Genomic DNA, 17,177 nt, shown 5'->3' on the forward strand with positions numbered 1-17,177 from the left:
AATGATGAAGGGAAAAGCGTTCAAATGGGCGGTGCTTGGCGGTGCGCTGGCCGTCGTCGTCATGTACGGCATCGAGATGTCTACGGCCGGCATCGAACGGATCAACGGTCCGATCGAAGGCATTGAATATGCGGAGGCGCAAGCGGCTGATCCTAAGCCGGAGCCGTCCGAAGAACCGATATCCGACATCGCCCTGGCACAGCGGCAGAAAATAGCGAAGCTCGAGCAGGAGCTTGAAGAAGTGAAGCGTCTGGCGGGACTGGCGGGGCCTGAGCCGAGCGAAGAATCCGTCCAAGAGAACGAACGGCTTCCGGGTATACCGATCGAGGCGGATCAGCCGGCCGTGAACCGGATCGCCGATTCGACTTCGGGGTTGCTCCAGAACATGTCAAGCGAGGGCATCCGATTGGTCGTATCGATTTTTGACGGGCTTATTAAATGAGAATGAACATTGCTGGTCGACACCTTAACTGATATAATAGGAGGAATGATTAGCATTATTGGAAATTGTGGGGGTTAGGCATGACTGACGTACGTGACCGGCAAAAGAGAATTAGAAATTTTTCCATCATCGCACATATAGACCATGGCAAATCAACGCTTGCCGACAGAATTCTTGAATATACCGGCGCTTTGTCGTCCCGTGAAATGCAGGAACAGGTTCTCGACCAAATGGACTTGGAACGGGAGCGCGGCATTACAATCAAGCTGCAGGCCGTTCGTTTAGCTTATCGCGCCGATGACGGCGAGGAATACTTGCTTAATTTAATTGATACCCCCGGGCACGTCGATTTTACTTACGAGGTTTCCCGCAGCTTGGCGGCCTGCGAAGGAGCGCTCCTCGTTGTTGACGCGGCTCAGGGAATAGAAGCCCAGACGCTTGCGAATGTATATTTGGCGCTGGACAATAATCTTGAGATCGTTCCGGTAATTAATAAAATCGACCTGCCGAGCGCCGAGCCCGAACGGGTTAAGCAGGAGATCGAGGACGTCATCGGACTTGATGCCAGCGAAGCGGTTCATGCATCGGCGAAGGCGGGCATCGGCATTAAAGAAATATTGGAGCAGGTCGTCTCGAAGATGCCTGCCCCGACGGGGGATCCGGACGAGCCGCTTAAAGCGCTTATTTTCGACTCCCATTATGATCCGTACAAGGGCGTAATTGTCTATGTACGGGTGATGGACGGCAGTATTAAGGCAGGCAAAAAGATTAGGTTCATGGCAACGGGAGCCGAATTCGAGGTGATCGAAGTCGGGGCGTTCATGCCGCGCATGACGATCGTGAACGAGCTCGCTGTCGGCGATGTCGGCTTTGTCGTAGCGGGCATCAAGAACGTGAAGGATACGCGCGTAGGGGATACGATAACGGAAGCGAAGCGTCCTGCTCCCGAGCCGCTGCCGGGCTACCGCCGGATTAACCCGATGGTATTCTGCGGCTTGTATCCGATCGAAACGCAGGATTACAACGATCTGCGCGAAGCGCTGGAGAAGCTGGAGCTGAACGATGCGTCGTTAAGATATGAGCCGGAATCCTCAACCGCATTAGGCTTCGGATTCCGCTGCGGCTTCCTGGGCTTGCTCCATATGGAAATCATTCAAGAGCGTATTGAACGGGAGTTCAATATTCCTCTCATTACGACGGCGCCAAGCGTTATTTATAAAGTTACCTTAACGAACGGCGAAGCTTTGGAGATCGACAACCCGTCGAATTATCCGGAAGCCGGCAAGCTGGATTATGTCGAAGAGCCGTACGTGAAGGCGGCCATTATCGTGCCGAACGATTATGTCGGCGCGATTATGGAGCTGTGCCAGAACAAACGCGGCGAATTTGTGAATATGGAATATTTGGATACTAATCGCGTGACGATTACGTATCAGGTGCCGTTGTCTGAAATCGTTTATGATTTCTTCGATCAATTGAAGTCGAGTACAAAGGGCTACGCATCGTTTGACTATGAGATCTCCGGTTACCGGAGATCGAATCTGGTCAAAATGGACATCATGCTCAATAACGAGCAGGTCGACGCTTTGTCCGTTATCGTGCATCGCGATCGCGCTTACCACCGCGGCCGAATCATTTGCCAGAAGATGAAGGAGCTTATTCCGAGGCAGATGTTCGAGGTGCCCGTACAGGCATCGATCGGCACGAAGGTTATCGCGCGCGAGACAGTTAAAGCCATGCGCAAAAACGTCCTTGCGAAGTGCTATGGCGGCGACATCAGCCGGAAGCGGAAGCTGCTTGAGAAGCAGAAGGAAGGCAAGAAGCGGATGAAGCAGGTAGGCAGCGTGGAGGTGCCGCAGGAAGCGTTCATGGCGGTGCTCAAAATCGACGAAGATTAAACCGTACGAGGATGAGGGAGAGCGCAGCTCTCTCTTTTTTCTATTGCGCATATGCTTACAAAGTGAGTTTTGCTAAGCAAAACTCTAAGATGAAGCTTACGAAGTGAGTTTTGCTAAGCAAAACTCTTTAGGAGGAATTTAAAATGAGCGTCTTACGAGCGCCTCGCGCTTTGTATATTCATATCCCGTTTTGTACGAACAAATGTCATTATTGCGATTTCACTTCCTACGTATTAAAAGGGCAGCCCGTCGACCAATACCTCGACGCGCTGGAGCAGGAGATGCGGAGGACAACGGCGGAGCTGCCCCCTGAGGAGATCGACACGGTATTTGTCGGAGGCGGAACGCCTACCGTGCTTACGCCTCCGCAGATGGAAAGGTTTTTGGCCAATGTCCGTACTTATTTCCCGCTTGCGGCGAATGTGGAATTTACGATGGAAGCCAATCCGGGGACAACCGATCTCGGGAAGCTGACCGCGATGAAGGCCGGCGGCGTGAACCGGATCAGCTTCGGCGTCCAGTCGTTCGATAACGGACTGCTGGAGCGAATCGGCCGTATTCATAACGTAGAAGACGTCTACCGCAGTTTGGATAATGCCCGGGCCGCAGGCTTTACGAATATGTCGATCGATCTGATGTTCGGACTGCCGGGTCAGACCGCCTTGCATTTGGCTGACAGCGTCCGCAGCGCTTTGGCGCTTGATCTGCCGCATTACTCCATATACAGCCTTAAGGTCGAGGAAAATACGCTGTTCCACAAGCTCTATGAGCGAAATGAGCTGCCGCTGCCTCCTGAAGAAGAGGAGTTTAATATGTTCATTTTGCTGATGGATATGCTGAAAGCGAACGGTTATGAACATTACGAAATAAGCAATTTTGCAAAGCCCGGCTTCGAGAGCCGGCATAATTCCACGTATTGGCGCAATGAGCCGTATTACGGACTGGGTGCGGGAGCGCACGGATATGCGAATAGACAGCGCCATGTCAACTTAAAAGGGATTACGCCATATATTGAATCTGCTGCTTCCGGCTTGCCGCGCCTCGAGGTCTTCGAGGTGTCCGAGGAAGAAGCGATGGAGGACCTGATGATGGTCGGCCTCAGATTGCTTGCAGGCGTTCCTGCATCCCGATTCGCCGAGCAATTCGGAGGGCGGCGGCTGGAGGACAAATTCGGCGACGTCATCAATAAGCTGAAGACCGACGGGCTGCTCGAGTCGGTTCCGGCGGAGCGGGATACGATTTATCGGTTAACCGGCAAGGGCGTGCTGCTAGGCAACGACGTATTTGGCGCTTTTATCGGCTAATTGCACACGGAAATATGAATAAAATTATCTTGAGTTAAAATACGTTCTGTTGTATATTTATTCATATCGAGTTGAACATGCACCGGGTGGAGGCGAAGGCATATATGCAGGCTTTACAAGTCGTATGCAGAAAAGCGACGTCGGACGATATCGAGACGTTGTTTCTATTAATTAAGGGTTACGCGGAGAAAGGCATTATGCTGCCTCGCACACGGGAAGCGCTCGCTTATATGATCGATTCCTTCGTCGTCGCGGAAATTGGAGACGAGGTCGTCGGCTGCGGCTCCTTGACGAAGCTTGGGAGCGATTTGGTAGAGATCCGGTCACTCGGAATGTCTGACGGCTACAAGGGTCTCGGAATCGGCAGCAAGCTGGTGGACGCCTTGATTGAGCAAGCAAGGGAGCAGCGGACTCCGAAGGTAATGGCCTTGACCTATGCGGTGTCCTTCTTTGTGAAAAACGGGTTCACCGTCGTAGACAAAGAAATTTTTCCCGAGAAGGTTTGGAAAGATTGCGTGAATTGTCCGAAGCAGCTTGCCTGCGATGAAATAGCGGTGCTAAAAATGCTGAACTGACTTGACAATCGTCAAGCTGGTTTGGTATTTTTGTATTAATGATTAGCACTCGAACCGATTGAGTGCTAACGATGGTGTACGATAACAGCGGATAGCCTAATTAATGAGGGGGAATTCGAATGCTGACGGAACGACAACGGATGATTTTGCACGCGATAGTGGATGATTATATTCGCTCGGCTGAACCGGTCGGTTCACGGAGCATCTCGAAGCGCGGCGACGTCGGCTATAGTCCGGCGACGATTCGCAATGAAATGGCGGATCTGGAGGATCTGGGCTTTCTGGAGCAGCCGCACACATCGGCAGGACGTGTCCCATCGACTAAGGGCTATCGTTATTACGTCGACCATTTAGTTAAGCTGAACGAAGTGGATGACCATGACATCGGGATGGTTCGCTCGTTCGTAACGGACAAGATGAATCAGATGGAGCAGGTCATACAGCATACGGCGATGATTTTGTCCAATTTGACGAATTATACGTCTATCCTGCTCGGACCTGAGACGTTCAACAATTCGTTGAAGCATTTTGGCTTAGTTCCGCTCGATCAACAGTCTGCCGTTGCGATTATCGTAACGAATACGGGACATGTCGAGAACAGGACGATTTCGATTCCGGCCGGCGTCAAGATGGAAGACATGGAGAAAGTCGTCAACATTTTGAACACGAAGCTGGTCGGCGTTCCGTTAGTCCGTTTGCGTTCGAAGCTTTACACGGAAGTCGGGCAGGAGCTGGAGAGGCATGTCGATCATTACGAGCAGCTGCTTCAGGTGCTTGACCAGACGCTGCAGAACGATCACGATCACCGGATTTTCTTTGGCGGAACAACCAACATGCTGACGCAGCCTGAATTCAAGGACGTTGACAAGGTCAAAACGATCTTGGATTTGCTTGAGGAAACGCCAACTATAATGAAAATGATTTCCGGCCTTCCATCGGGTATACAAGTTCGGATCGGAACAGAAAATGACCACAAGGCAATCAACGATTGCAGTTTGATAACGGCAACGTATGCGATTGACGGCCAGTCGCTGGGAACGATCGGAATATTGGGACCTACGCGTATGGAGTACGGAAAAGTAATTAGTCTTCTGGATCTTATATCCAAGGATATGTCGGTTCTTCTGAGCCGATGGTATAAATGATTTCTATAAGGAGGTGAACGTATGAGTACGAAGGAACAACATAATGAGGCTGCGGAAGCGGCAGTTGCCGCTGAAGAGGCGACAGCTGAAGAGATGGCGGCAGAAGAGCAGGCGGAACCTGCTTCGGGCGAAGCGCTTCAAGAAACGGATGGCGAAGATGCCCGTTACGCCGAGCTCGTGAAGTTGGCGGAAGAGAACCAACAACGATACTTACGCGCGCAAGCAGACTTTGATAATTTCCGCCGCCGTACGCTGAAGGAGAAAGAAGAACTCGGACAATACGCTTCCATGAAGCTGATTGGACAGCTATTGCCGGTTGTAGATAACTTTGAACGCGCCGTTGCCGCGGCTTCGGCTAACGGTGATTTTGACTCGCTTGCGAAAGGCGTGGACATGATCTTCCGTCAACTGGTGCAGACGCTTGAGCAGGAAGGGCTGAAACCCATGGAGGTTGTCGGCGAGCCGTTCAACCCGGAATTTCATCAAGCGGTTATGCAAGTCGAATCCGAGGAGCATGAAGAAGGCATTGTCGTGGAGGAAATGCAGAAGGGCTATATTTTGAAAGAAAAGGTTCTGCGCCCTGCAATGGTTAAAGTTAGCAGCTAATTCACGAGTCTTCCTTTTATAACGAAACGAGATTTCGAAACCGTGTTTAAATCATAATTAGGAGGAACGAAGCGATGAGTAAAGTAATCGGTATTGACCTTGGTACAACAAACTCCTGCGTAGCCGTCATGGAGGGCGGAGAGGCTGTTGTCATTCCTAACCCGGAAGGGAACCGCACAACGCCTTCGGTAGTCGGCTTTAAGAAAGACGGAGAACGCGTAGTCGGCGAAACGGCTAAGCGCCAGGCGATCACGAACCCCGACCGCACGATCAGCTCGATCAAACGCCATATCGGCACGAATCACAAAGAAAAAATCGACGATAAAGAATATACGCCGCAAGAAATTTCGGCTATTATTTTGCAAAAGCTGAAAGCTGACGCAGAGGCTTATCTGGGACAGCCTGTAACGCAAGCGGTTATTACCGTTCCGGCGTATTTCAACGACAGCCAGCGCCAAGCGACGAAGGATGCCGGTAAAATCGCCGGTCTTGAAGTGCTTCGTATCGTCAACGAGCCGACAGCGGCTGCGCTTGCTTACGGCCTTGAGAAAACGGAAGATCAAACGATTCTCGTCTATGACCTTGGCGGAGGTACGTTCGACGTATCGATCCTGGAGCTTGGCGACGGTTTCTTCGAAGTTAAAGCCACAAGCGGCGATAACAAACTCGGCGGCGATGACTTCGACCAAGTGATTATCGACCACCTCGTTAACGAATTTAAGAAGGATCAGGGCATTGATCTTTCCAAAGATAAAGCGGCTGTACAACGTTTGAAGGATGCTGCCGAGAAAGCGAAGAAAGAGCTCTCCGGCGTACTGACTTCGTCCATCTCGCTGCCGTTCATTACGATGGTTGACGGCGTTCCGCAGCACTTGGAGATGAGCCTTACCCGCGCGAAGTTCGACGAGCTGTCGGCTGCGCTTGTAGAGCGTACGCTTGGACCTACTCGTCAAGCGCTCAGCGATGCCGGCATGACCGCAAGCGACATCGATAAAGTTGTCCTTGTCGGCGGTTCGACTCGTATTCCTGCCGTACAGGATGCGGTAAAAAAATTGATCGGCAAAGAACCGCACAAAGGCGTTAACCCGGATGAGGTCGTCGCTCTCGGCGCAGCCGTTCAAGCAGGCGTTCTGACCGGCGATGTGAAGGACGTTGTCTTGCTCGACGTTACTCCGTTGTCGCTCGGTATCGAGACGGCTGGCGGCGTATTTACCAAGATGATCGAACGCAACACAACGATCCCTACAAGCAAATCGCAAATTTTCTCGACCTATGCGGACAATCAGCCAGGCGTTGAAATTCACGTTCTGCAGGGCGAACGCTCGATGGCGAACGGCAACAAAACGCTGGGCCGTTTCACATTGAACGATATCCCGCTCGCACCGCGCGGCGTGCCGCAAATCGAGGTTACCTTCGATATCGATGCCAACGGTATCGTTAACGTATCCGCCCTTGATAAAGGCACCGGCAAGAGCCAGAAAATTACGATTACTTCGTCGAGCGGTCTAAGCGATGAAGAAATCGAGAAAATGATGAAGGACGCAGAGCTTAACGCGGAGGAAGACCGCAAGCGCCGCGAGCTTGTAGAAGCTAAGAACAGCGCAGACCAACTGGTCTACTCCGTTGATAAAACGATTAAAGACCTTGGCGATAAGGTTGATCCTTCGGAAATCGAAAAAGCGAACGCAGCGAAAGAGAAAGTAACGGCTGCGCTTGCAACCGACGATCTGGAGCAAATCACTGCGGCTGCCGAGGAGCTGACGCAAATCGTTCAGCAGCTTTCCGTTAAGCTCTATGAGCAGGCCCAAGCTGCTGAAGGAGCGGCTGAAGGCGCAGAAGGCGATGCCGGCGCTTCAAAGGTTAATAAGGATAACGTAGTCGACGCGGATTACGAGGTAGTTGACGACAAGAAATAAGTGTAGCGGGCGAGAGGTCAAAGTCAGGCGCTGCCTGGCTTTGACCTCCTTTCTTGCGTTTGTGCAATTATGCGCATGCAGAAAGATTCACAGCAAACCTACATCGAAAGCATACACTTATAGGATATAGCGGAGGTGAGAACAGGTGGCAGATAAACGCGATTATTACGAGATACTGGGCGTCGGAAAAGACGCTTCAACTGAAGATATTAAGAAGTCGTACCGTAAGCTGGCCCGGCAGTATCATCCGGACGTGAACAAGGCGGCGGACGCCGAAGCCAAGTTCAAGGAAGTGAAGGAAGCCTACGACGTGCTGAGCGACGACGGCAAGCGTTCAACGTACGACCGTTTCGGACATGTTGATCCGAATCAAGGCATGGGCGGCGGAGGAGCTGATTTCGGCGGCGGCTTCGGCGACATTTTCGATATGTTCTTCGGCGGGGGCGGCGGACGCCGCGATCCGAATGCGCCGCAGCGCGGCAACGATTTGCAGTATACGATGACGGTCGAGTTCAAGGAAGCGGTGTTCGGCAAGGAAACCGATATTACCATTCCGCGGACAGAGACATGCGACACTTGTCACGGCAACGGCGCGAAGCCGGGTACGAAGCCGGATACCTGTTCGGTTTGTAAAGGAAGCGGACAACAAGAGGTCGTTCAGAACACGCCGTTCGGCCGTATGGTCAATCGGCGCGCTTGTACGAACTGCAGCGGCACGGGACGCATTATCAAAGATAAATGCGGCAACTGTCACGGTGCAGGCAAGGTAAAGCGTCAGCGTAAAATTAAAGTACGTATTCCAGCCGGCGTAGACGACGGCGCTCAAATCCGGATGTCCGGCGAGGGCGAAGGCGGTCTTCGCGGGGGGCCCGCGGGCGATCTCTATATCGTTATACGTGTCAAAGCGCATGAGTTTTTCGAACGCGAAGGCGACGATATTTATTGCGAGGTTCCGCTCACATTCGTGCAAGCGGCGCTTGGCGACGAGATCGAAATTCCGACGCTGACGGAGAAGATCAAGCTGAAAGTGCCGGCCGGCACCCAGACCGGAACTTATTTCCGGCTCAAAGGGAAGGGCGTGCCAAGGCTGCGCGGTTACGGGCAAGGCGACCAGCACGTGAAAGTAACTATTGTTACCCCAACCAGCTTGACGGATGACCAGAAGGAGCTGCTGCGCCAATTCGGCGGGTTAAGCGGTGATGGTTCCGATGGCCAAGAACATCATGAATCCATTTTCGAACGTATGAAAAAGGCGTTCCGCGGTGATTAACGCGGATCGTCTTTTTTTTGACTATGATGGATTTCATCCATGAAAGTGAACTAATTTCCATAAATTACTGGACTGAATACAAGATAGCAGCGGTTCGGTTCTCTCGTTATACCTCGGCATGCCGTTGGTTCCGTTAATCAGGCATTGAATAGGATTTGGCGGACAGACATATTCTATACGGGTAATTGAGCGTAAATGGAGTTGACAAAAGGAGGATGAAAAAAATGGAAAACAATAATAATCTGATAGTAAATGATAATGAGGCAGAGCATGAGCCGGGTAAAATCGAAGATGTAGAGTTTTCTGAGGAGCTGGCGGATGAGGCTGACCGTAAAGCGATGCAGCGCGCCGCTGCAGCGGATCAGCGTAACGAAGAGCAATAAACCGCGCCTAAGCGTTTGCTTATGAAGCGGGTTTGCTAAGCATAAGCAAAAACTTTCGCAAGCAGGTTTGCTCCGTAAACCTAAGCGTAAGCTTTCGAAGCAGGTTTGCTCTGCAAACCTTTAAGGAGGTTCCATCATGAGTCAGGTAGAAATACGAGCCACCTTTGACGGGGAAAGCGGCGCCCAGGAGGCTTTGCATAAGCTTCAGGCGCTGCGCGCCTTCGAGGTTAACGGCGTGTTCGAGAGCGGTCTGCTGACTGCGACCGTCGATGAGACGGTTGCTGAACGGGCGCTGCATCTTATTCATCAAATCGGCGGCAACACGGATACGACCGTCGTATAATCGGGAAGCCCGCAGGCAATATGCTTGCGGGCTTTTTCAACTTATACATTCTTTATATGTTGAACGAAAGAAACATACGCTCGCAGCGATATCAACACATATAAATCATTAGTTTAACTTATATAGCATTCGTACATATATAAGTTTTCATCCTTTTGGTAGAATACGTATTTGATTTTTTGTACTCAGGCATCACTATGTTGTACAATAGAGGTTAGGTTTTATGTAACGTTATCACAGCCGAGCCGAAAATGGACGGCTGAGATGTTTAAGCGATGGAGGAGTATACATATGAAATGGCATGAACTAACAATCTCGACGACCGAAGAGGCGCAGGAGATGATTTCGAATTTTTTGCACGAAATGGGCGCGGGCGGCGTATCCATTGAAGAGTCGGGCACGCTCAATAAACAGCGGGACACATCGCTTGGACAGTGGTATGAGCTGCCGCTTAACGATATTCCCGAAGGCCAGGCGATTATAAAAGGTTATTTTCCGGAAGATACGGATCCCGATGACTTAATTGAAGCATTGAAGCCTCGCGTTGAGGAGCTTCGCGAATTTGATATCGATCCCGGGGCAGTCGAATATTCGGCAATCGTTGTTGACGACGAGGATTGGGCGACTGCTTGGAAGCAATATTTCAAACCGCTTCGCATATCGGATACGTTAACGATTAAGCCGACATGGGAAGAGTACGAGGCCGGCCCGAATGAGCGTATTATCGAGCTTGATCCGGGGATGGCTTTCGGCACGGGCACCCACCCGACGACTGCGTTGTGCTTGCAGACACTGGAGTCCGTCATCCGCGGCGGAGAAGAAATGATTGACGTAGGGACGGGATCGGGCATTCTGGCGATTGGCGCTTGCCGGTTGGGGGCAAAGAGCGTGCTTGCGCTTGATTTGGATCCGGTTGCCGTGTCAAGTGCGACGGAGAACGTCAAGCTGAATGATCTGTCCGGGCAGGTTGAAGTAAGACTTAGCGATTTGCTAGGCGTTTTGAAAGATAGCCATGAAGTCGGCGATAGCGGAACTCTCCAAGTTACTTTGCCGGTTGACCTCGTGGTCGCAAATATTTTGGCGGAAATTATACTGCTGTTTATTGATGATGTGTACGCAGCGCTCAAGCCTAATGGAATCTATATCGCTTCGGGCGTGTACAAAAACAAGGAAACCGATGTGGAGGAAGGCTTGCTCCGGTCCGGCTTTGAAATAATCGAAAAACGCCGCGATGAAGAATGGATTGCGTTCGTGGCGAGAAAGCCGGTGATTTAATGGATTTTCAAAGCTTTTTAAGATATCCCCTGGAGGATTTGCCGTTTATTGCGCTTGCGCTTATTATAGCATTTACTGTACATGAGTTTGCCCATGCTTACAGTGCGTATAAATTTGGCGATGATACCGCTTATAACGCAGGCCGGGTCACTCTTAACCCAAGAGTTCATCTGGATGTTATCGGGACGATCCTGATTCTGATCGCGGGCTTCGGATGGGCGAAGCCTGTACCTGTCAATCCGAGCAAATTCAGCAGACCTCGATTAATGAGTATTATCGTTACCGCAGTCGGGCCTCTCAGCAATTTATTGATCGGGACAATCGGCGTATTTATTTTTGTGCCGCTGCATATATATGGGGTTCTGGATTCGGCTTCCATAGGCGTCAGTATGGCGGTCGAACGGTTTTTCAGCTATTTTATTTCATTTAACTTTTTATTATTTGTATTTAATCTGATTCCGCTGCCTCCGCTTGACGGCTACCGGATTATATCCGATCTGATGCCGTTAAGGATTCGTTATAAAATGGATCAGAACGTGCAATGGGGGATGTTCATCTTCCTGCTTATCGTATTTATCCCGCCCTTGCGCAGAGTTACGCTGGATCCGATTTTAGGATTAGCGACCAATATGGCATCCAACACATTACGATTAGCTTATTCGATTTTTTCATAGCGTTATCGTGCACAAGTCAAATGATTGCCGTTGCCCGATTGGCAACGGTTAATCATAGATTTTTCAATATAAGACATGGTAAGATGGAGAATGGAATTTTGTTTAAGGGTGGTTAGACAACGACGATGCAACGATATTTTGTAGCGGCGGGACAGTTTCGAGACTCCCAAGTCCGCATCATAGGCGACGACGCGCATCACGCGGTCCGTGTCATGCGAACGAAGCCGGGCGATAAGTTTATCGTAAGCGACGGGGAGACGCGCACGGCGCTTGTAGCCGTTCGGGAGGCTACGCCGATGCAAATAACGGCTGATATAGTCCAATTACTTCCGAATGACAGCGAGCCGGCATGGTCGATATCGATCGCGCAAAGCCTGCCGAAGGGCGATAAGATGGAGCTTGTCATTCAGAAGGGTACTGAAATAGGCGCATATTCCTTTATACCCTTTGAGTCTGAGCGTATGGTCGTTCAGTATGACAGCAAAAAGGAAGCGAAGCGGATCGAACGCTGGAGCAAGATTGCGAAGGAAGCCGCAGAGCAGTCTCACCGTAACCGGATACCGGAAATCGAGCCGGTTCACAGCTGGCGCGAACTGCTGAATTCGATCGGCTCCTATGATATGGCTTTATTTTGTTACGAACGGGAAGGCGATGCCGCTAACGGAAAGGGCATTGGTACGGCTGTACGTGAATGGCTCGCCAAGCAGAATCATACTGAAGCTGCAAACGAGGCGAAGGTTCTTCTTATCGTCGGTTCGGAAGGCGGCTTTACGGAGCGCGAGGCTTCGGAGGCGGAAGCGGCGGGAGCCGTTTTGGCCGGTCTGGGCAAGCGGATATTACGAACGGAAACAGCGGGTATCGTCGGATTAACCTGCTTATTATATGAATCCGGAGAAATGGGAGGAGCGTGACCACAATGCCAACGGTCGCATTTTATACGCTAGGCTGCAAAGTAAACTTCTATGACACGGAAGCGATCTGGCAGCTGTTCAAAAACGAAGGCTACGAGCAGGTCGATTTCGAATCGACTGCCGACGTTTACTTGATTAATACATGCACGGTTACCAATACGGGAGACAAGAAGAGCCGCCAAATCATCAGGAGAGCGGTTCGCCGCAACCCCGATGCGGTAATCGCCGTAACCGGCTGCTACGCGCAGACGTCGCCGGCGGAGATTATGGCGATTGAAGGCGTCGATCTCGTCATCGGCACGCAGGACCGTGAGAGAATCATGGAATTTGTCAATCAGATTCAAGGGGACCGCAAGCCGGTCAATGCCGTTCGCAACATTATGAAAACACGCGATTTCGAAGAGCTCAATGTGCCTGACTTTACGGAGCGGACGCGCGCTTTTCTGAAAATCCAAGAGGGCTGCAACAACTTCTGCACGTTCTGCATCATTCCTTGGTCACGCGGGCTGTCGCGGAGCCGGGCGGCTGAAAGCGTGCTGGAGCAGGCGAAGCAGCTCGTTGCATCCGGATACAAGGAAATCGTATTAACCGGTATTCATACCGGCGGATACGGCGATGACATGGAAAACTATAATCTGACCCGTCTGCTGTGGGATTTGGACAAGGTGGAAGGGCTCGAACGGATCCGGATCAGCTCGATAGAAGCGAGTCAAATTGACGATGCGATGATCGATGTGCTGAACCGCTCCAGCAAAATGTGCCGCCATCTTCACATCCCGCTGCAGGCCGGCGAGAACTCGGTTCTCAAGCGGATGCGCCGCAAATATACGACCGAAGAATTCGCAGCCAAAATCAAACGGCTTCACGAGGCGATGCCCGGCGTGGCGATAACGACTGACGTTATTGTCGGATTCCCCGGGGAGACGGAGGAAATGTTCGAGAGCGGCTACCGCTTCATGGAGGAGCTGCAATTTGCCGAGATGCACGTTTTCCCGTATTCCAAACGAACCGGAACGCCGGCAGCCCGCATGGACGATCAGGTGGACGAGGAAGTGAAGAACGAGCGCGTTCACAAGCTGATCGATTTGTCCGAGAAGATGCAGCTGCAATACGCGAAGCAATATGTCGGTCAAGTGCTTGACGTCATTCCGGAGCGCGACTATAAGGGAGCTCCGGGCACCGGACTAATTATGGGCTACACCGACAACTACATCCAAGTCGTGTTTGAAGGTTCGGAAGCGCTGATCGGACAGCTGTGCCGCGTTAAGATAACGGAAGCCGGCGTCAACGAATGCAAGGGCACGCTGGTCCGCGTGCTCGATGAGCGGGTGCCGCGGGTGAACGGGGCGGAGCCGCGCAGCTTTGAGCCGGATCTTCCGGAAGCGATTAGAGCTTAATTGAATGTTGACGAACGCGGAGGATTCCTTTGCTTATCGATTCCAGACATGGAATAGATGGAGGAATCCTTTGCTGCATATAATAGACAGTAAACGATTCAGGGAGGGGCCATAGAATGAAAGAGATTTCAGCAGGCGGCGTCGTGTACCGCTATACGGAACAAGGGAGGTTGCAAATTCAACTCATACAGGACCGGTACGGCAAGGTGTCGCTTCCGAAAGGGAAAATGGAGGCCGGCGAGACGGTCGAACAAACCGCTCTTAGGGAAATCGCCGAGGAAACGGGACTTGTAGGCAAAATCATTGCGCCAATCGATCAGATCAAATACCAATACGAGCACGAATCGCACGGAACGGTAGACAAAGAGGTGCATTACTACCTGGTGGAGGCAATAAGCGGCACCCTGCAGGCGCAAGTCGAAGAAATACGCGGCGTAGACTGGTTTGATCCGCTGGATGCATGGAAGCGCCAGCGGCAGTCCGGTTATGACAACAATCACCGGATCGTGGCGGGCGCGCTGCAATTGCTTCGTATTCAGACCGATTAGGCTTGCGTCACGGGGTCCATTTTCCGGAACGCCGGCAAATAACAGAAGGGCAGAGCAATCAGCGAGCTTAGAATGTTGAAAATAGTTTGTGAGCGTGCGATCTGGCCGGAGGCCGAAGAGGCCATCCAGGAGGACGCGGCGCCAAGCTCTCCGATGAACGGCATAAATAATAATGCTCCGCCGAGGTTTAATATGACATGGGATAAGGCTACATATTGACCGGCTCTTGAACCGCCGATCGAGGCGAGAAGAGCAGTGAAGCAGGTTCCGATATTGGCGCCCAGCACGACGGCAATTCCGAGATCAACCGGCATGGCCCCTATCGAGACGAAGCCCATAATGATGCCGATTACGGCTACGCTGCTGTGAACGGCAGCGGTAAGAATCGCGCCGGCCGCCAGACCCCACCATAGGTTCTCGGCTGCTTTCGCCAGAAACCAGCCGAACATGCCGCTTTCCTGCACGGCGGGACCGATCCCCTGCATCATCGTTATGCCGGTCAGCAGCAGGGCAAAGCCGCAGAAGGCGACGGAGGAGGAGCGAAGCGAATCCAGCCATTTGAGCTTGCGCAAGGACGGAAAAAGGCGGATTTCCCCGATCAGAGCCGTAAGGATCCATACCCCGACCGACGTCATCAGCAAGGGGACGGCGAGCTTGTTTAAATTTAATCCGATCAGCTCCGTCGTTATGCATGTACCGATGTTCGTACCCAATATGATACCTAATGTTCTTGGAAAAGTTAACAGTCCGGCATTAACCATGCCGATCGAGATGACGGTAACGGCCGTGCTGCTTTGCAGAAAGGCGGTTGTGGCGGTCCCGACCGCTAAACCGTGAATGGGGGTAGCGGTTGAACGCTCCAGAATGCGGGTTAAGTATGGGCCCGCAAGCCGGTGCAGCGCCAGCTCCATCAGCTTCATCCCGCACATAAAAACAGAGAATCCGAGCAGCATTGGAATAATTATCGTTTGAAACATAGGACGGTCTCCTTCTTCGTAACCAGAGGTTCGTTTCGTATGTATACATATGCCTTGAGCAAGACAAGCATGACAAGCAGTTCATAGAGAGGACGATCGCAAACATGAGCAATCCGAAAATATGGTTATTGAAGGCCAGAAAAAAACGTCTGGAGCAAGGACACCCATGGATATTCGCAACCGAAATTGACCGGATGGAGGGGGAAGCGAAGCCGGGCGACCTGGTAGACGTCGTAACGCATCAAGGAAGGTATCTGGCGACAGGCTATTGGAACCCGAAATCGCAAATCACCGTTCGCGTAGTCGCATATGAACCGATCCAAGCGATGGATGCCGATTTCTTCAGGGGCCGGCTGCGCCAATGCGGGGAGCATCGCCGCCGGTTCGTCGAAGACGCAGACTGCAGGCTGGTATACGGCGAGGCTGATTTCCTGCCCGGACTGGTCGTCGACAGATTCAACGATGTCCTCGTGCTGCAGCTGCTGACTCTTGGCATGGATCAGAGTCGCGAAGCTTTAATCGAAGCGCTGATCGACGTCTTCCAGCCGCGCGGAATCTATGAACGGAGCGACGTTAGCGTTCGCGATCTGGAAGGGCTTGAGCGGAGAACCGGCGTATTGTACGGAGAATGCCCGCCGATTCTCGAGATCGAAGAGAACGGGCTGAAGCTGGAGGTTGATATTGTGGAGGGACAGAAGACCGGCTACTTCTTCGATCAACGCGAAAATCGCGCTTCAATCGCGCCGCTCATGACGGGTTGGGGCGGCAGAAGCGGCATTCGTCTCGTTAACCGCGCCGAAGCGGCGGGGGAAGCTGCAGATCCAAAGGCTTCAGCCGGTACAGCCTCAGCAGAAAAGGTGCCGGTGAATTCAAACGGGAAAATCGTCACCTATCCGTATTGGGACGGAGCGTCCGTGCTGGAGTGCTTCGCGCATACGGGCAGCTTTACGCTGCATGCCTGCAAGTACGGCGCGAAGAAGGTAACCTGCCTCGACGTATCGGAGCATGCGATCGAAACCGCGAAACGGAATGTCGCAAGAAACGGGTTTACGGACCGCGTTGAATTTGTCGTTGCCGACGCTTTTGATTATTTGCGCTTGCAGGTGAAGGCGAACGACGAACGAAAGCAGCGGGGACTCGGTGGCGTGGATACCTCGAAGAAGCTGGAAGGCGCAGCGGGCCGCACTTGGGATGTTGTCATTCTGGACCCGCCTGCATTTGCGAAAACGAAAAGCGCCGTGGCGGGCGCTTGCAGAGGGTATAAGGATATTAATCTGCAGGGGCTAAAGCTTGTCAACGATGGCGGATACCTGGTAACCGCCAGCTGTTCATACCATATGCGTCCCGATCTGTTCCTTGAGACGATCCAGGATGCGGCAGCCGATGCCGGCAAGCTGCTCCGGTTAGTCGAATGGCGCGCGGCCGGCAAGGACCACCCGCAGCTGCTCGGCGTCAATGAAGGACATTATTTGAAATTCGCGATATTTGAGGTACGAAGCAAATAAGAGTGTGA

At 52.1% G+C, this 17,177-nt stretch carries 17 protein-coding genes; 16 read left to right on the forward strand and 1 reads right to left on the reverse strand.

Translation table 11 applies throughout. The annotated features are described in order from the left end of the window. The first annotated feature begins 1 nt into the window (after nt 1). The 15 genes from H581_RS0112880 to H581_RS0112950 all read left to right on the forward strand — a co-directional run bounded on the left by H581_RS0112880 (nt 2) and on the right by H581_RS0112950 (nt 14,687). Nucleotides 2–442, forward strand: a complete 441-nt coding sequence (locus H581_RS0112880; RefSeq protein ID WP_028610350.1) for a hypothetical protein — start codon at nt 2–4, stop codon at nt 440–442. Nucleotides 443–522: 80 nt separating this feature from the next. Next, on the forward strand, nt 523–2,340 hold the full coding sequence (gene lepA / locus H581_RS0112885; protein ID WP_028610351.1) for a translation elongation factor 4: 1,818 nt from the start codon (nt 523–525) through the stop codon (nt 2,338–2,340). Nucleotides 2,341–2,483: 143 nt separating this feature from the next. Next, on the forward strand, nt 2,484–3,644 hold the full coding sequence (hemW, locus tag H581_RS0112890; protein WP_028610352.1) for a radical SAM family heme chaperone HemW: 1,161 nt from the start codon (nt 2,484–2,486) through the stop codon (nt 3,642–3,644). A gap of 104 nt (nt 3,645–3,748) precedes the next feature. Next, nucleotides 3,749–4,219 carry an N-acetyltransferase gene (locus tag H581_RS0112895; RefSeq protein ID WP_028610353.1) on the forward strand — a complete coding sequence of 157 codons (471 nt, stop codon included), beginning with the start codon at nt 3,749–3,751 and terminating at the stop codon, nt 4,217–4,219. Nucleotides 4,220–4,338: 119 nt separating this feature from the next. Continuing rightward, on the forward strand, nt 4,339–5,364 hold the full coding sequence (gene hrcA, locus H581_RS0112900; protein ID WP_028610354.1) for a heat-inducible transcriptional repressor HrcA: 1,026 nt from the start codon (nt 4,339–4,341) through the stop codon (nt 5,362–5,364). A gap of 21 nt (nt 5,365–5,385) precedes the next feature. Then, nucleotides 5,386–5,970 (forward strand): nucleotide exchange factor GrpE, encoded by a 585-nt coding sequence (gene grpE, locus H581_RS0112905; protein ID WP_028610355.1) that lies wholly within the window; start codon nt 5,386–5,388, stop codon nt 5,968–5,970. A gap of 74 nt (nt 5,971–6,044) precedes the next feature. After that, nucleotides 6,045–7,886, forward strand: a complete 1,842-nt coding sequence (gene dnaK / locus H581_RS0112910; RefSeq protein ID WP_028610356.1) for a molecular chaperone DnaK — start codon at nt 6,045–6,047, stop codon at nt 7,884–7,886. 145 nt (nt 7,887–8,031) lie between these two features. Further along, nucleotides 8,032–9,156, forward strand: a complete 1,125-nt coding sequence (gene dnaJ / locus H581_RS0112915) for a molecular chaperone DnaJ (protein WP_028610357.1) — start codon at nt 8,032–8,034, stop codon at nt 9,154–9,156. Nucleotides 9,157–9,380: 224 nt separating this feature from the next. Next, complete coding sequence (locus H581_RS37145) at nt 9,381–9,539, forward strand: YfhD family protein (RefSeq protein ID WP_211231468.1); 159 nt, start codon at nt 9,381–9,383, stop codon at nt 9,537–9,539. 136 nt (nt 9,540–9,675) lie between these two features. Continuing rightward, a complete protein-coding gene (locus H581_RS0112925; RefSeq protein WP_028610358.1) occupies nt 9,676–9,882 on the forward strand; it encodes a hypothetical protein in 207 nt (68 codons plus the stop codon). 291 nt (nt 9,883–10,173) lie between these two features. Then, nucleotides 10,174–11,157: a 50S ribosomal protein L11 methyltransferase gene (prmA, locus tag H581_RS0112930; protein ID WP_028610359.1), complete on the forward strand. Its 984-nt coding sequence runs from the start codon at nt 10,174–10,176 to the stop codon at nt 11,155–11,157. Further along, nucleotides 11,157–11,831 carry a site-2 protease family protein gene (locus tag H581_RS33935; protein WP_036718559.1) on the forward strand — a complete coding sequence of 225 codons (675 nt, stop codon included), beginning with the start codon at nt 11,157–11,159 and terminating at the stop codon, nt 11,829–11,831. Before prmA ends, H581_RS33935 begins: the two co-directional genes overlap by 1 nt. 125 nt (nt 11,832–11,956) lie before the next feature. Further along, entirely contained in the window at nt 11,957–12,742 is a 786-nt protein-coding gene (locus H581_RS0112940) for an RsmE family RNA methyltransferase (RefSeq protein ID WP_028610360.1), read from the forward strand. 5 nt (nt 12,743–12,747) lie between these two features. Further along, nucleotides 12,748–14,139, forward strand: a complete 1,392-nt coding sequence (gene mtaB, locus H581_RS33940; RefSeq protein ID WP_051250765.1) for a tRNA (N(6)-L-threonylcarbamoyladenosine(37)-C(2))-methylthiotransferase MtaB — start codon at nt 12,748–12,750, stop codon at nt 14,137–14,139. A gap of 116 nt (nt 14,140–14,255) precedes the next feature. Next, nucleotides 14,256–14,687, forward strand: coding sequence for an NUDIX hydrolase (locus H581_RS0112950; RefSeq protein WP_028610361.1), 432 nt, complete (start codon nt 14,256–14,258; stop codon nt 14,685–14,687). Here H581_RS0112950 and H581_RS0112955 read toward each other — a convergent pair. Beyond that, nucleotides 14,684–15,664 (reverse strand): Na/Pi cotransporter family protein, encoded by a 981-nt coding sequence (locus tag H581_RS0112955; RefSeq protein WP_028610362.1) that lies wholly within the window; start codon nt 15,662–15,664, stop codon nt 14,684–14,686. The genes H581_RS0112950 and H581_RS0112955 overlap by 4 nt on opposite strands. A 104-nt stretch (nt 15,665–15,768) precedes the next feature. On the opposite strand from H581_RS0112955, the gene H581_RS0112960 reads away from it, so the two are divergent. Further along, nucleotides 15,769–17,169: a class I SAM-dependent rRNA methyltransferase gene (locus tag H581_RS0112960; RefSeq protein ID WP_028610363.1), complete on the forward strand. Its 1,401-nt coding sequence runs from the start codon at nt 15,769–15,771 to the stop codon at nt 17,167–17,169. Nucleotides 17,170–17,177 lie beyond the last annotated feature (8 nt).

It is taken from the genome of Paenibacillus harenae DSM 16969, assembly GCF_000422465.1.
Classification (GTDB): Bacteria; Bacillota; Bacilli; order Paenibacillales; family Paenibacillaceae; genus Pristimantibacillus; species Pristimantibacillus harenae.

Excerpts from the sequence above, each read along its gene's own strand:
- H581_RS0112880 (WP_028610350.1), top strand. The coding sequence starts at position 2 with ATGATGAAGGGAAAAGCGTTCAAATGGGCGGTGCTTGGCGGTGCGCTG.
- lepA (WP_028610351.1), top strand. The coding sequence starts at position 523 with ATGACTGACGTACGTGACCGGCAAAAGAGAATTAGAAATTTTTCCATC.
- hemW (WP_028610352.1), top strand. The coding sequence starts at position 2,484 with ATGAGCGTCTTACGAGCGCCTCGCGCTTTGTATATTCATATCCCGTTT.
- H581_RS0112895 (WP_028610353.1), top strand. The coding sequence starts at position 3,749 with ATGCAGGCTTTACAAGTCGTATGCAGAAAAGCGACGTCGGACGATATC.
- hrcA (WP_028610354.1), top strand. The coding sequence starts at position 4,339 with ATGCTGACGGAACGACAACGGATGATTTTGCACGCGATAGTGGATGAT.
- grpE (WP_028610355.1), top strand. The coding sequence starts at position 5,386 with ATGAGTACGAAGGAACAACATAATGAGGCTGCGGAAGCGGCAGTTGCC.
- dnaK (WP_028610356.1), top strand. The coding sequence starts at position 6,045 with ATGAGTAAAGTAATCGGTATTGACCTTGGTACAACAAACTCCTGCGTA.
- H581_RS37145 (WP_211231468.1), top strand. The coding sequence starts at position 9,381 with ATGGAAAACAATAATAATCTGATAGTAAATGATAATGAGGCAGAGCAT.
- H581_RS0112925 (WP_028610358.1), top strand. The coding sequence starts at position 9,676 with ATGAGTCAGGTAGAAATACGAGCCACCTTTGACGGGGAAAGCGGCGCC.
- prmA (WP_028610359.1), top strand. The coding sequence starts at position 10,174 with ATGAAATGGCATGAACTAACAATCTCGACGACCGAAGAGGCGCAGGAG.
- H581_RS33935 (WP_036718559.1), top strand. The coding sequence starts at position 11,157 with ATGGATTTTCAAAGCTTTTTAAGATATCCCCTGGAGGATTTGCCGTTT.
- H581_RS0112940 (WP_028610360.1), top strand. The coding sequence starts at position 11,957 with ATGCAACGATATTTTGTAGCGGCGGGACAGTTTCGAGACTCCCAAGTC.
- mtaB (WP_051250765.1), top strand. The coding sequence starts at position 12,748 with ATGCCAACGGTCGCATTTTATACGCTAGGCTGCAAAGTAAACTTCTAT.
- H581_RS0112950 (WP_028610361.1), top strand. The coding sequence starts at position 14,256 with ATGAAAGAGATTTCAGCAGGCGGCGTCGTGTACCGCTATACGGAACAA.
- H581_RS0112955 (WP_028610362.1), bottom strand. The coding sequence starts at position 15,664 with ATGTTTCAAACGATAATTATTCCAATGCTGCTCGGATTCTCTGTTTTT.
- H581_RS0112960 (WP_028610363.1), top strand. The coding sequence starts at position 15,769 with ATGAGCAATCCGAAAATATGGTTATTGAAGGCCAGAAAAAAACGTCTG.